General features: G+C 56.8%; 19 protein-coding genes. 11 read left to right on the top strand and 8 right to left on the bottom strand.

The genetic code is table 11. The annotated features are described in order from the left end of the window. The first annotated feature begins 223 nt into the window (after positions 1 to 223). The 5 genes from SYN9616_RS17740 to SYN9616_RS18035 all read left to right on the top strand — a co-directional run bounded on the left by SYN9616_RS17740 (position 224) and on the right by SYN9616_RS18035 (position 1617). Positions 224 to 364: a hypothetical protein gene (locus SYN9616_RS17740; RefSeq protein ID WP_198015195.1), complete on the top strand. Its 141-nt coding sequence runs from the start codon at positions 224 to 226 to the stop codon at positions 362 to 364. A 33-nt stretch (positions 365 to 397) separates the two neighbouring features. After that, positions 398 to 748 (top strand): hypothetical protein, encoded by a 351-nt coding sequence (locus SYN9616_RS0114750; RefSeq protein ID WP_051411061.1) that lies wholly within the window; start codon positions 398 to 400, stop codon positions 746 to 748. 99 nt (positions 749 to 847) lie between these two features. Beyond that, a complete protein-coding gene (locus SYN9616_RS15990) occupies positions 848 to 1249 on the top strand; it encodes a hypothetical protein (RefSeq protein WP_051411060.1) in 402 nt (133 codons plus the stop codon). Then, the gene (locus SYN9616_RS18040) at positions 1246 to 1413 is read left to right on the top strand and encodes a hypothetical protein (RefSeq protein WP_232200571.1); all 168 of its coding nucleotides are present in this window, start codon (positions 1246 to 1248) and stop codon (positions 1411 to 1413) included. Before SYN9616_RS15990 ends, SYN9616_RS18040 begins: the two co-directional genes overlap by 4 nt. A 15-nt stretch (positions 1414 to 1428) precedes the next feature. Continuing rightward, positions 1429 to 1617, top strand: a complete 189-nt coding sequence (locus tag SYN9616_RS18035) for a hypothetical protein (protein ID WP_232200569.1) — start codon at positions 1429 to 1431, stop codon at positions 1615 to 1617. Here the strand turns inward: SYN9616_RS18035 and SYN9616_RS0114735 are convergent, their stop codons facing one another. Next, complete coding sequence (locus SYN9616_RS0114735) at positions 1618 to 2535, bottom strand: aspartoacylase (RefSeq protein WP_028953778.1); 918 nt, start codon at positions 2533 to 2535, stop codon at positions 1618 to 1620. A 105-nt stretch (positions 2536 to 2640) separates the two neighbouring features. Between SYN9616_RS0114735 and SYN9616_RS0114730 the strand changes: the two genes are divergently transcribed. From SYN9616_RS0114730 to SYN9616_RS0114715, 4 genes are all read left to right on the top strand, one after another. Further along, positions 2641 to 3612 carry a glutathione S-transferase C-terminal domain-containing protein gene (locus tag SYN9616_RS0114730; RefSeq protein ID WP_028953777.1) on the top strand — a complete coding sequence of 324 codons (972 nt, stop codon included), beginning with the start codon at positions 2641 to 2643 and terminating at the stop codon, positions 3610 to 3612. Then, positions 3609 to 4247: a DUF2301 domain-containing membrane protein gene (locus tag SYN9616_RS0114725; RefSeq protein WP_028953776.1), complete on the top strand. Its 639-nt coding sequence runs from the start codon at positions 3609 to 3611 to the stop codon at positions 4245 to 4247. Before SYN9616_RS0114730 ends, SYN9616_RS0114725 begins: the two co-directional genes overlap by 4 nt. Next, positions 4244 to 6142: an ABC-F family ATP-binding cassette domain-containing protein gene (locus SYN9616_RS0114720; protein ID WP_028953775.1), complete on the top strand. Its 1899-nt coding sequence runs from the start codon at positions 4244 to 4246 to the stop codon at positions 6140 to 6142. The genes SYN9616_RS0114725 and SYN9616_RS0114720 overlap by 4 nt, the downstream gene beginning before the upstream one ends. Positions 6143 to 6272: 130 nt before the next feature. Next, positions 6273 to 6491, top strand: coding sequence for a CP12 domain-containing protein (locus SYN9616_RS0114715; protein ID WP_028953774.1), 219 nt, complete (start codon positions 6273 to 6275; stop codon positions 6489 to 6491). An 11-nt stretch (positions 6492 to 6502) separates the two neighbouring features. On the opposite strand, the gene SYN9616_RS0114710 is transcribed toward SYN9616_RS0114715, so the two are convergent. Beyond that, on the bottom strand, positions 6503 to 6685 hold the full coding sequence (locus SYN9616_RS0114710; RefSeq protein WP_028953773.1) for a hypothetical protein: 183 nt from the start codon (positions 6683 to 6685) through the stop codon (positions 6503 to 6505). 93 nt (positions 6686 to 6778) lie between these two features. Further along, the gene (gene cgtA / locus SYN9616_RS0114705; protein WP_028953772.1) at positions 6779 to 7768 is read right to left on the bottom strand and encodes an Obg family GTPase CgtA; all 990 of its coding nucleotides are present in this window, start codon (positions 7766 to 7768) and stop codon (positions 6779 to 6781) included. Between the two features lie 57 nt (positions 7769 to 7825). Between cgtA and SYN9616_RS0114700 the strand changes: the two genes are divergently transcribed. Beyond that, positions 7826 to 9055, top strand: a complete 1230-nt coding sequence (locus SYN9616_RS0114700) for an ABC transporter ATP-binding protein (RefSeq protein ID WP_028953771.1) — start codon at positions 7826 to 7828, stop codon at positions 9053 to 9055. A 27-nt stretch (positions 9056 to 9082) separates the two neighbouring features. On the opposite strand, the gene SYN9616_RS0114695 is transcribed toward SYN9616_RS0114700, so the two are convergent. Then, positions 9083 to 9265 carry a hypothetical protein gene (locus SYN9616_RS0114695; protein ID WP_232200564.1) on the bottom strand — a complete coding sequence of 61 codons (183 nt, stop codon included), beginning with the start codon at positions 9263 to 9265 and terminating at the stop codon, positions 9083 to 9085. Positions 9266 to 9394: 129 nt separating this feature from the next. Here SYN9616_RS0114695 and SYN9616_RS17505 point away from each other — a divergent pair, with 129 nt between their 5' ends. Continuing rightward, the gene (locus tag SYN9616_RS17505) at positions 9395 to 9547 is read left to right on the top strand and encodes a hypothetical protein (protein ID WP_156918858.1); all 153 of its coding nucleotides are present in this window, start codon (positions 9395 to 9397) and stop codon (positions 9545 to 9547) included. 252 nt (positions 9548 to 9799) lie between these two features. On the opposite strand, the gene SYN9616_RS0114685 is transcribed toward SYN9616_RS17505, so the two are convergent. Genes SYN9616_RS0114685 through SYN9616_RS0114670 form a run of 4 tightly spaced genes read right to left on the bottom strand, consistent with a single transcriptional unit; the run spans position 9800 to position 11254 of the window. After that, positions 9800 to 10126 carry a hypothetical protein gene (locus SYN9616_RS0114685; RefSeq protein ID WP_156918856.1) on the bottom strand — a complete coding sequence of 109 codons (327 nt, stop codon included), beginning with the start codon at positions 10124 to 10126 and terminating at the stop codon, positions 9800 to 9802. A gap of 41 nt (positions 10127 to 10167) precedes the next feature. Further along, positions 10168 to 10497 (bottom strand): hypothetical protein, encoded by a 330-nt coding sequence (locus SYN9616_RS0114680; protein WP_028953768.1) that lies wholly within the window; start codon positions 10495 to 10497, stop codon positions 10168 to 10170. Positions 10498 to 10540: 43 nt separating this feature from the next. After that, entirely contained in the window at positions 10541 to 10867 is a 327-nt protein-coding gene (locus tag SYN9616_RS0114675) for a hypothetical protein (protein ID WP_028953767.1), read from the bottom strand. A gap of 57 nt (positions 10868 to 10924) precedes the next feature. Further along, positions 10925 to 11254: a hypothetical protein gene (locus SYN9616_RS0114670; RefSeq protein WP_028953766.1), complete on the bottom strand. Its 330-nt coding sequence runs from the start codon at positions 11252 to 11254 to the stop codon at positions 10925 to 10927. Positions 11255 to 11328 lie beyond the last annotated feature (74 nt).

Below are 11328 nucleotides of genomic sequence, written 5' to 3'. Positions count from 1 at the left end.
GCTGGATGGTGGTAGTCATGAGAACGGAAAGAAATGCTTCCGAGGAAGCGGTTTAAGGAAGGGCAGGGATGCCCTGCCTCGACCCAATGTAAAGGAAGTTTGCGCCGCTGTAAAGAAACTTTGCGCTGTGTGTGGGCGCATTGCGCGACAAGCCGTCACGCCTCAATCAGTCCAATGAGACCCACAGGAAGATTTAAGATTCTTGGGTTGATCTGGGAGTGTCGTGGTTCTCATTCGCTGGCTGCAAGCTGGCCGCAGGCTCGAGGAAACCGTTCCCCTGTGCCGTGCCCGTCACCGTCGCCATGAACTGGAGGCACAAGGTGCCGTTGTGTACTGGAGCGAAAGACTGGTACCCATCTACTGAAGCTGGGACCCTGACGCAAGACCCACCAGGATCATGCGACCCAGCATTGCCTCAACCTTTCGAATCGGATTATCAGCATTGGTCGTCAGCTGCCTGAGCTCCTGCGCTCAGACAGCGACGCAACCAGCACCTGATGGATCAAGCAGCTCACTGGCGGCTGCGATGGAACGCTTGCAAATGCGTGTCGATGAACTCGAGAAGGATCTGAAAGAGAAACTTCCAGATCCGGTGGAATCCAATGAGAAGACGCCGGCTGGACCGATCGATTCCCTGACGCTGCAGCTGGGCACAAATGACGACCGTCTTCGCCTGTATTGGAAAGATGGTCAGACAAGCAATCTCGAATGCAGCCAGGAGGGCGAGGGCCGCTGGGCCTGCGGATGAAGCATCGCGAAGACAGATTTAGAAACAGCTGTGTCAGTGACCTGAGCCTGCAGACGAAGCAATCCGCACCAAATTGGTGCAATCCCACTGGATCTTCCGATGCGCCCGACACAAGCTCTGTTGCTCAGTCTCGGACTGGCGATCAGCGGTTCGATGGCCATGGCCCAATCGCTCCAGTACCCATTCGCACAAACCAAGGCTGCCAATCAGGCACGGATGCGAGCGGAGCGACTCAACGGGGAACTCAGCCGCTATCGAGCTGATCGCTGCATGTATACCCTTCGCGGTGAGGGCTGCCTGGTCTCAAACACCGAGTCCGGTTTTGTATTTCGGTTTCAAGGAGGTGCCCCGGGATGGCAGCAGCAAATTCCTCCGGAGCCAACGGTGCTCACCGAAATTCGCGTCAGCGCCGATGGCGATCGAATCCTGGACGTCCCATACAACGGACCGCTGCTACCAGACACACAGAGCGATTTCCCCTCGACATCTCAAGACCCATGACGACACGTCATCTCCCCTTACTCCTGGCACTGGCAGGGACCCCTCTCGCCATCAGCCTGACCCCTCCACTCCCGGCCCTGGCCCAGGTGAGTGATGCTCAACAGCGCGCTGTGAACGTTGCTCGAATGCGCGCTGAACGAATCAACGGCGGCCTCAGCAACTAACGTGCCGCCAAGTGCATGTACAACACCAGCGCTGGAGGTGGCGTCTGCCTGGTGAGCAGCGATGGTGGTTTCACATTTGTGATCCCAGGCGGATCTCCGGGATGGCAGGAGATGGATCAAACCCCAACGGTGGAAACGGAACTGAAGATTTCAGATGACGGGCGCACCGTTCTTGCAGAGATCTACAACGGCAGTCCGCGTTGATCAGGCCCTGATCAGTTGTTCCAGAGCTGGCCGCCAGGTCGGCTCGACTGGCCAAACCTCGCGAGCGGTGAGGCTCAAGGCGATTCCTTTCTCGGCATAGGCCGCCTCGTTGATGAACACGGCGGCCGATGCTTCAGCGGGGAGAGCCACGGGCAGTTCACCGCCTGCCGCGGTCTCAAACAAGGACGCTGTCGAAGCCGATGGCAGCCAGTTTCTGCCGAGAAATGCAGGGTTCACCAACGCCGAGGGTTGTCCGTCCGCGTTACGAGGCAGATCTCGACTGCTGAGATGGCGATGCACCACCAACTGGCGTGGGGTTCGGCCAACACCGTCTCGGGCCTCAGATAAGGCTGATAAACAGGCCTCCACAGCGAGGCGGGTTTGACGCACGATCCGTGCATCGAGCAGTGACTGAGGAACCGGGCCAACTTCGATCACCAATCCACAGGGCCAGCGCTCCACCAGAAAACCTGTCTGAGCGGCATCCGCTTCGTGCAGGTAAACCGGCAACCCAAGCTTCCCCTGCACAATCGACGCCAGGGCCAAATCAGCTGGACGTCGCCCGTAAAGAACGAGGCACGACCCCATCGCTGCCGTCGTGCTGTGGAGATCGAGCGCAACACAACAGGGTTGCTGCCCTTGGGGCCCGAAGCGCGTCACCAACTCACGGGCACGAACCGTTTCACAGTCCTGATCGTGTTGATCATCCAACCGCTCCTGCTGGAAGCTGCGGTTGAGATCCCGATCGACATAGCGGCGGTTGGCGTTCCGCGCCGCGGGATTGCCGATCACTCGCTGCAACCCCAGTCCATGGTCATCGAGAAGCGAGGGTTGTTGCTGCCATTGCTCCAGCAACCAGGCTGCGTTCAGCTCATTGCCATGGGTGGCGGCAACCAGAAGAACGTCGGACGCCGTCATTCAAAAACAAGCACGACTGCTCGGTGCCACGTCGGAAGTGTCACACGACTGAAGAGTGGCACGACTGAAGGCTGAGCGCAGAGACTGGACAAAAGGGGTGCCGCGATGCCGATCCCACCAATCATCGTGATGGCCGCCCGGGCTGGATGGAGCGGGCAGTGGAACCTGCTGATGGGGGGGCTGGGTCCGTGCGACACGGAGGGCAACTACAAACGACCGGTCAGCGACCACCTGGAAGCTGTCTTGCCGGAACAGCCGCCGCTTCATGAGCGGCCAGCGGAGCGTCTACCCCGCCTGATCGTTGGTCGCAGCTGTCCATGGGCGCATCGCACCTGGCTCGTGCATCGACTGCGTGGGCTGGAGAACAGCCTCAGCCTTCTGACGGCAACAGCTGATCACAGGGCTGGACGCTGGCAGCTCGAGCCTGGCTGGCTTGGCTGCTCCAGCCTGCTCGAGCTGTATCGGGCTTGCGGAACCCCTCCGTCTTACCGAGCCACCGTGCCGGTTCTGGTGGATCCGGAAGGCCCTCGGATTCTCGGCAACGAAAGCGCTCAGTTGGTGGAGTTGCTGAACCGCTGGCCTGCCCAGGATCAGGCCCCGGATTTGGCACCTCCCGCCCTCAAGGAGTCGATCCAGTCCTGGCAGATCCTGTTGCAGCCAGCCTTGAATGACGGTGTCTACCGCTGTGGATTCGCCAGGAATCAGGCTGCGTATGAGCGTGCCGAACGTGCACTCACGAATGCCCTTGAACGGGTGGAGAACCATCTCAGCCAGCAAGGGCCCTGGCTTTGTGGGGACACCCTCAGCCTGGCTGATGTTCGTCTGTTCCCGACCCTGATCCGCTGGGAAGCGGTCTATTCCCCGCTGTTCGGTTGCACGCGTCCCCTGTGGGTCTTCCCCAACATCTGGGACTGGCGGCGTCGCTTCTTCGCAATACCCGGTGTGGCGGACAGTTGTGATGCTGATGCCTGGCGTCGCGATTACTACGGAGCGCTGTTCCCGCTGAATCCCGGAGGAATCGTTCCGACAGGAGCAGAACTGAGCACACTGGTGAATAGCTCCATGCCGCATGAATGACGACGGCCGATCCTCAGTTCGACGGCGTTTACGGCCCATACACGATCACAGATCACGATCGGCTTGAGGTGCAGAGGTACCGACTGGCCCTCATGGGGAGCGGAGTCTCCATGAGTGCCGGCTTGCTGCAGTGGTGGCAGTGGGGCGGTTCCTGGGCCTGGCTCTGGCTGCTTCCCTTGACGGTGAGCCTCGCTCTGGCCCTGAGGTGGATTCACATCTATCTGAAACCTCTTCACCAGGCTTTGAAGCTTCTCTGGCTGCTGGGCTGCGCCGGCTGGCTGGTGCTGCTGATGACAGCCGGCCCCAGGCAGGCCCTGAACACCTTGGCGTTACAGCCTCTCTGGATCCTGGCCGTAGGCCCCCAGTTCGCCGCTCTAGCTGGAATCGGTTTCAAGGAATTCTTCTGCTTCCAGCGCCTCGAAGCGATCGGGCTCACCCTGCTGCTGCCGATCGCTCTGTTGGGACGGCTGACGACCCTGCTCAGCTCAGAAATCAGCCTTGCTCTGATGGGTATGGCGTCTCTCCTTCTGGTCGTCCTGGCTCTGCGCAAATTCGGCATCGATGCCGCGGCCGACATCGGTGACAAGAGCGTGTTTGCTTATCTGGAGGGTCAACTGGCCGGCGGCACCCCGTGAGTCTGATCAGCCTGGTGGGTGCCGCCAAGGACTTCGGCATCCGCACCCTGTTCTCAGATCTTGATCTTTACATCGGTGAGCGGGAACGCCTGGGACTGATCGGACCGAATGGCGCGGGCAAATCAACATTGCTGAAGGTGCTGGCGGGCAGTGAACCGCTGGGTGACGGCGCACGGCGCTGCTCGCCGCGTTTACGCGTGGTTCTCGTCAGTCAGGACAGCCGCATCACACCTGGCCGCACCGTGCTGGAACAGGTTCTGGAAGGCTGCGGTGCCAAACGCGACCTCCTGGTGCGTTTCAGCGCTTTGAGCGAAGCGATCGCTGAACATCCCGATGATGAAACCCTTCTGGCTGAGCTGGGCCAGCTCAGCCAGCGCATGGATGACGAGGAAGCCTGGAGCCTGGAGCAACAGTGCCGGGAAGTGCTCCAGAAACTCGGCATCAGCGACCTGCAACGCCCCGTGGAGGATCTCTCCGGCGGGTACCGCAAGCGAGTCAGCCTCGCGTCGGCCTTGGTGGCATGCCCGGATGTGCTGCTTCTGGACGAACCCACCAACCATCTGGATGCCGACGCCGTTGAGTGGCTGCAGAGTTGGCTGGATCGCTATCCCGGTGCACTCGTGCTGGTGACCCACGATCGCTACGTGCTGGATCGGGTCACCCAGCGAATGGTGGAAGTGGCTGGAGGCCAGGCGCGCACCTATGACGGGAACTACAGCACCTACCTGCAGCGGAAAGCGGAGCAGGACGCCTCGGAAGCAGCCTCAGCAGCCAAGTTCAAAGGAGTTTTGCGACGGGAATTGGCCTGGCTGCGCCAGGGCCCTAAAGCGCGAAGCACCAAGCAGAAGGCAAGGCTTCAGCGGATTGAAGCCATGCGGGAGAACAAGCCCCTGATGGCGAAGGGCGGCCTTGCGATGGCGAGCGTCAGCCGACGCATCGGCAAGCTTGTGATCGAAGCGGAGGGCCTCGGCGTCACCGCCGGCGGAGATAAAACGGGCCGCAAGCTGCTGGACAACTTCAGTTACAGCTTCAGCCCTGAGGACCGTGTGGGAATCATCGGGCCGAACGGCAGCGGGAAATCAACCCTGCTTGATCTGATTGCAGGCAGGCGATCAGCCACCCAAGGTTCGTTGCGACTTGGGGAAACGGTGCATATCGGTTACCTCGATCAACACACCGATGTGTTCACCGAGGGCAAGGGCCTGGAACGCAAGGTCATCGAGTTTGTTGAAGAGGCCGCCAGCCGGATCGACCTCGGAACCGAGCAACTGACCGCCTCACAGCTGTTGGAGCGTTTTCTGTTTCCCCCTGCGCAGCAACACAGTCCACTCTCAAAGTTGTCGGGAGGAGAACGGCGGCGGCTCACGCTCTGCCGGATGCTGATCCAGGCTCCAAACGTCTTGCTGCTGGATGAGCCCACCAACGACCTGGATGTCCAGACCCTCAGCGTGCTGGAGGACTTCCTCGAAGACTTCCGTGGTTGCGTGATCGTGGTTTCTCACGATCGTTATTTTCTCGACCGAACGGTTGACCGCCTGTTTTGCTTCGACAGCGGCCGCCTGCGCCGATTCGAGGGCAACTACAGCGAATTTCTCGAACAGCAGCGTCAACTGGACCGTCAGCAGTCAGCGCAGAAGCCGGCGGCAAACAAGAAAGGTCAACCTGCCAAAGCAACCAGCACAGGACCGCGTCGACGTTCCTTCAAAGAAAACAAGGAGTTAGAACAACTCGATCAGCAGCTGCCGCTGCTGGAGGAACGTCGCAGCGGACTGGAGCAACGACTGTCCCGTGGGGAGGGGGACATGGCCGAGCTGAGCGTTGAGCTGGCAACGTTGATCCATGCGATCGGAGACGCGGAGGAGCGCTGGCTGGAGCTGAGCGAACTCGCCCCCTGACACCGACAACAAATGGGTAGCAACGGCTACCAAATACCAGCAATGTCGTCAGGGAACTGTTGCATTCGAAACCATCACTGTTCCACCCCTCAGACCGCCGTAATGTGGTGCCAGCTTGCGGCGCGATCCCATGAAATCCATCGACGAGCACATCCAGAAGGACAAGACCGAAATCGAAGCGGCCAAGGCTGCTGGTGATGACGCCAAGCTGCGTCACTTCGAGAAGGAACTCAACTCCCTCGAGGAGTACAAAGAGCACCATCCCGGCGACAACCACGACCCGACCTCACTCGAATTGCACTGCGAGGCCAATCCGGATGCTGATGAGTGCCGGGTCTACGACGACTGAGGAACCTCGACCTAGAACTCTTCGTTGTAGTCGCTAGGGCTACCTGTGAGGCTGCACACCACAGCCTCTTGGCTCTTCATCGCTTTCACTTCTGCGATGGGACGGCCCATGCGGCGTAGAACAGCGATTTCCTCTTCTGTCTGGCATCGGGCGATGACCGAACCCTTGTTGTCGAAGCAGGTGTAGAAGGTCATGACGGGTGGGGACTTGAACAGTTGTTCTGTTCCCCCGTTATGGCGAGACAAATCACAAGCCACAAGCATCGGTGTGCAGCCTGCAACGGACCATCACACCCCAAGGGTTGACCAGACCCGACCCAACAGGGAATCCAGACCACGCCCCATCACGGCGGAAATTGTCAGGGGATCGCGACCGCTGATGGCCTCCAGTTCAGCGACCACGCGCTGCAACTGATCTTCAGATGCGAGTTCCTGCTTGTTCAAAACAAGCAGTCTTGGCCGATCCACAAGGCCATGCCCATAGGCAATGAGCTCTTTCTCCACAACTCTCAAATCACCAACCGGATCCTCGGCACCGGCATCCACGAGGTGAATCAGCAACCGCGTCCTCTCGATGTGTCGCAGGAAGTCGTGGCCGAGCCCAGCACCCTGAGCAGCTCCCGCAATCAAACCCGGGATATCCGCGAAGACGGTGCCATCACCACTTGGACGTCGAACGACCCCAAGATTGGGAATCAAGGTTGTGAATGGATAGTCCGCGATCTTGGGCCGTGCGGCTGAAAGCACAGCAATCAATGTGCTTTTGCCGGCATTGGGAAGGCCGATGATGCCCACCTCGGCCAATAGTTTGAGCTCGAGCTGTAAAGGCCATTCCTCACCGTCTCTGCCCTCGGTGAACTTTTCCGGTGCCCGGTTTCTGTTGCTGAGGTAGTGCGCGTTCCCCAGCCCTCCGCGGCCACCAAAGGCCACCGTGAGTTGCTGACCAGGCTCAATCAGGTCTCCCAGAAGGATTCCTGTGGTGAGATGGCGAGCCTCGGTACCGCAGGGAACTTTCACAACCAGCTGACGACCGGATGCACCCGTGCACTTGTTGGGTCCGCCGCGCCGGCCATCATCCGCAGCGAACAGCCGCTTGTATTTGAAATCCAGCAGGGTCTGCAGATTCGAATCAGCCTGCAGCACCACATGTCCGCCATGACCTCCGTCCCCACCTGAGGGGCCGCCAGCCGGCACATATTTTTCGCGTCGGAAGGCGGCGATGCCATCTCCTCCCCGCCCCCCTCGAACCGTGATCCGCGCCTGGTCGATGAACTGCACGGCACCACCGGGTGGCCTGTCTCTCCAACCTAAACTCAGGCCGATGCAGTTCTTCGGTTGGCTGGAGTCCGTTTCGAAGCTCTGAGCAAAACCTTTCCCGGACGACGGGGGGACAAGCCTGTCGAGGTCATTCGTCAACTTGATCTCAGCATTGAGGACGGTGAATTCCTGGTGCTTGTCGGGCCCTCCGGCTGTGGCAAAAGCACCCTGCTGCGCCTTCTGGCGGGTCTGGATCAGCCCAGCTCGGGAGAGATCTGGATCGGCCAGCAACCCGTGAGCCGCCTGCGGCCGGCACGCCGGAATGTGGCCATGGTGTTCCAGAGTTATGCCCTCTATCCCCACCTCAGCGTTCGGGACAACCTGAGTTTCGGGTTACGCCGGAGTCAGCACCGCAGCCTGGCTCAGCAAGTCAGGGATCAACTGCATCGAGCCAGCCGATGCATGCCGCAGTCGATGCGCGTTCGGTCAGCACGTGAACGGCAGATCGAGGAGCGCGTGAAAAATGTGGCTGAAGCGCTTGAGCTCTCGGCATTGCTGAACCGGCTGCCCAAGGAACTCTCGGGGGGGCAGAAACAGCGGGTTGCTCTTGGCCGAGCGATGGCTCGTCAGCCATCGGTGTTCCTGATGGACGAACCGCTCAGCAATCTGGACGCCAAGCTGCGCAACAGCACTCGCGCCCGCATTGTTGAGCTGCAACGCCAGCTCGGAACCACCACCGTTTACGTCACCCACGACCAAGTGGAGGCGATGACCATGGGGCATCGCATTGCCGTGCTGAACCAGGGAAGACTTCAGCAGCTGGGAACACCGATGGAGCTTTATCGCTGGCCGTCCAACCTTTTCGTGGCGCAGTTCATTGGAAGTCCACCGATGACCCTGTTGCCCGTCCGAATCGGCAACGGAGCGTCGTTGTTACTCGGCGAGCATCGCCTTGCGGTGGAAGGCCCCCTCGCCGACATCCTTCCGTCCCTCGATAATCAACACCTCACCGCCGGACTTCGACCGGAAAGCTGGCGCGTCGCCCCGGCCACGAACCGCAATCTTCCCGCTGAGGTGAGCCATTGCGAAATGCTCGGCAACGAACAGCTGATCACCTGCAAATTGCTGGAGGGGCAGCATCTGGTGCAGGTCCGTGCCGATCCTGATCTTCACGTTGTCGCCGGGCAAACCCTGCATCTGGATCCTGATCCAAGCGGCTGGCGGTTGTTTGATGGCGAGGGCGAGGCGATCAAGATTCCGATTCAACCGTCCCCTGAGCCTGGCCCTCAACTCCCAGTCATCGACTAGACCGCGTTCGGATTTAACATCTGGCGGCTAAGGCAAGCGAAGGAAAGCTGACGCCTGCATGGCCGAGGTTTTCATCGCCATCTCCCCTTTGCCGCTGATTTCCTTCAATGAGCTGCTGATGCAGGTAGCGCTGAAGGCGATCACCACCAGGGACACCGTGCTGATCAGTTGCAGAAGAATCGGCAGATGGGCGTTCACCATGTCGCGCATGGTTTTGTTGCCTTCCATAATCAAGATGAGATTGCTGGTTCTTCCTTAGCCACGGCAGCCCTTGTACAATCAAAAAAGCTCTTGAGCCCTGCCGTAGCAGGAGTTTTCAAGTTCCTTACAGCCTTGGTGATGTCGAACGACCCCCTGAATCAAAAACCGAAGCGCTCTCCCGTTGCAGATGGTTTGTATCTAATTCCTTACTGGGTGAAGGGCTGGAATCCCTGGGTGTACATCCTGCTGTTCTTTGTGGTGGCCTGGGCTGTGGTGTTCTTCTCGAACTAAAACCATTTTTAACAATCCTGCTGTACCAAGGCATCTCAGGGTCTCCTGAGGGTCAGGTATGCACAGCGGTATCGCAGATTTAAAGAGGCGTCGCGGCAGCCTTAGATGCATATTTCTTTCCAAGAATGCTTCGCGTTGCCTTGCACCAGACGGTCCTATGTAGCTCTGCAGCAGGTCTAATGTTCACATTAGGTAAAACTATCAGGCAAGTATCTTTCGCTAGTTATGGAGCCTTTTTGCTGGAACCTACAATTAAGGTTTAAGTGAACAGTCTGGGAGGTTCTCTAGCATTTTTTCTGCTCCTGCATTCCACATTGGGTCCCTACTATTAAAAGTAAAAAGCTCTTTCAAATTATCCCAAGATAAAAGTATTTTCTCTGTTGTAAGCATACCTGTTGCTTCTAAATCACAGAGCAAATACGCCGCTATCCCTAAAGATTGAAAATTAGCAGCACCTTCGCACAGATTACTATTTTCTTCTGTAGTCTCACAAGCTTTATATAACTCCTCAAATGTTTCAAAAGCCTGAACTGGAGCAGCGGAGATGAGGAGTGAACCGATGAGTGGGAGGAGTTTCATGGGCATAAATCTCAAGAACATGGGCTAACAATAAGTCAAGTTTAGTTCTTTTCAACTGCTGCACCTTTGACGCCCATGTTTTCACACCAATGTGCTGCACTTTCTGATGCGAGTCTATATGGGTTGCCCCAGCTTTCATGAAGCAAACCTCGCTTAATGTAGGCATTTAAGTAGGCAATGTCGTATCTATTTAATGTAATTTCAAAGCACATGTCCATAATTACCGCTCGTTTTTGGATGAACAAACAGAGGTCTGTATTTTGTATGCAAAAGCTTCTAGCTTTTTGATGCATTTCATCTAGCTCAGCTGTCTGGGCATTTGATGCTGTGGCTGAAAGGAGGAGTGCACTGATGAATGGAAGTAGTTTCATAGGATAGGCTTGAAAGAATTGATGATAAAAATTAGGGGATAGGTTAAATTGAACATTCTGGCAAATTTTTTAATGTTATCTCTGCTCCTACATTCCACATTGTGTCCCCACTATAATAATTCTCATCCACTATCAAATTCCATTCATCCCAAGACAAAACTAAGTTCTCTTTTGTAAGCCTACTTTTTTCTTCTAAGTCACAAAGCAAACTCACCGTCATCATTGCAGCACTATAGTCAGCAACTGCTCCGCACAATTTACCGATTTCTTCTGTAGCTCCACAAGCTTCAACTAACTCCTCATATGTTTCAAACGCCTGAACGGGAACCGCTGAGATGAGCAGTGCACCGATGAGTGGGATTAGTTTCATAGGATTAGCCTGAAAGAATTGATGACGGAATGCATGTGATTATTCAGTTGAATCTATCTATTTAAAGTCACCGATATTGATTTGTTCATACGCACAATGTCTCTTTACGTCTGCCCATATTCCCTCAAGCAAAGCTTTAGCTATATACTCGTATTTTTGGTTGAACGCATCCTTCGCTCCAGACAACGCTACCTCAAATTCTTGTTGACTAATTTTTTCTAGCTGCTTCAGTCTGCATGAGTAATGAAGAGCCCCTGAGACGTATCCAATCATATAAACTTCGAGCATCTTATCAAACTCTTCATTATTTAAATCCTCAAATGCTTCGACAGCCTGAACTGGTGCGGTTGAAAGGAGGAGTGCACCGATGAGTGGAATGAGTTTCATAGGACTAGCCTGAAAGAACTAATGACGCTGGAGCCAACAACTAACGAACAGGTTTAATTGGGCAATTCGGATAG

The sequence above is a fragment of the Synechococcus sp. CC9616 genome, assembly GCF_000515235.1.
Taxonomy (GTDB): Bacteria; Cyanobacteriota; Cyanobacteriia; order PCC-6307; family Cyanobiaceae; genus Parasynechococcus.
This window is presented reverse-complemented; position numbering and strand designations above follow the sequence as displayed.

Coding starts and splice junctions, on each gene's coding strand:
- SYN9616_RS0114670 (WP_028953766.1), bottom strand. CDS start 11,254: ATGAAACTCATTCCACTCATCGGTGCACTCCTCCTTTCAACCGCACCA.
- SYN9616_RS0114735 (WP_028953778.1), bottom strand. CDS start 2,535: ATGACGGCGTCCGACGTTCTTCTGGTTGCCGCCACCCATGGCAATGAG.
- SYN9616_RS0114710 (WP_028953773.1), bottom strand. CDS start 6,685: ATGACCTTCTACACCTGCTTCGACAACAAGGGTTCGGTCATCGCCCGA.
- SYN9616_RS0114695 (WP_232200564.1), bottom strand. CDS start 9,265: ATGCGCGACATGGTGAACGCCCATCTGCCGATTCTTCTGCAACTGATC.
- SYN9616_RS18040 (WP_232200571.1), top strand. CDS start 1,246: ATGACGACACGTCATCTCCCCTTACTCCTGGCACTGGCAGGGACCCCT.
- SYN9616_RS0114715 (WP_028953774.1), top strand. CDS start 6,273: ATGAAATCCATCGACGAGCACATCCAGAAGGACAAGACCGAAATCGAA.
- SYN9616_RS18035 (WP_232200569.1), top strand. CDS start 1,429: ATGTACAACACCAGCGCTGGAGGTGGCGTCTGCCTGGTGAGCAGCGAT.
- SYN9616_RS0114675 (WP_028953767.1), bottom strand. CDS start 10,867: ATGAAACTAATCCCACTCATCGGTGCACTGCTCATCTCAGCGGTTCCC.
- SYN9616_RS0114750 (WP_051411061.1), top strand. CDS start 398: ATGCGACCCAGCATTGCCTCAACCTTTCGAATCGGATTATCAGCATTG.
- SYN9616_RS0114730 (WP_028953777.1), top strand. CDS start 2,641: ATGCCGATCCCACCAATCATCGTGATGGCCGCCCGGGCTGGATGGAGC.
- SYN9616_RS0114685 (WP_156918856.1), bottom strand. CDS start 10,126: ATGAAACTCCTCCCACTCATCGGTTCACTCCTCATCTCCGCTGCTCCA.
- SYN9616_RS17505 (WP_156918858.1), top strand. CDS start 9,395: ATGTCGAACGACCCCCTGAATCAAAAACCGAAGCGCTCTCCCGTTGCA.
- SYN9616_RS0114680 (WP_028953768.1), bottom strand. CDS start 10,497: ATGAAACTACTTCCATTCATCAGTGCACTCCTCCTTTCAGCCACAGCA.
- SYN9616_RS0114725 (WP_028953776.1), top strand. CDS start 3,609: ATGACGACGGCCGATCCTCAGTTCGACGGCGTTTACGGCCCATACACG.
- SYN9616_RS15990 (WP_051411060.1), top strand. CDS start 848: ATGCGCCCGACACAAGCTCTGTTGCTCAGTCTCGGACTGGCGATCAGC.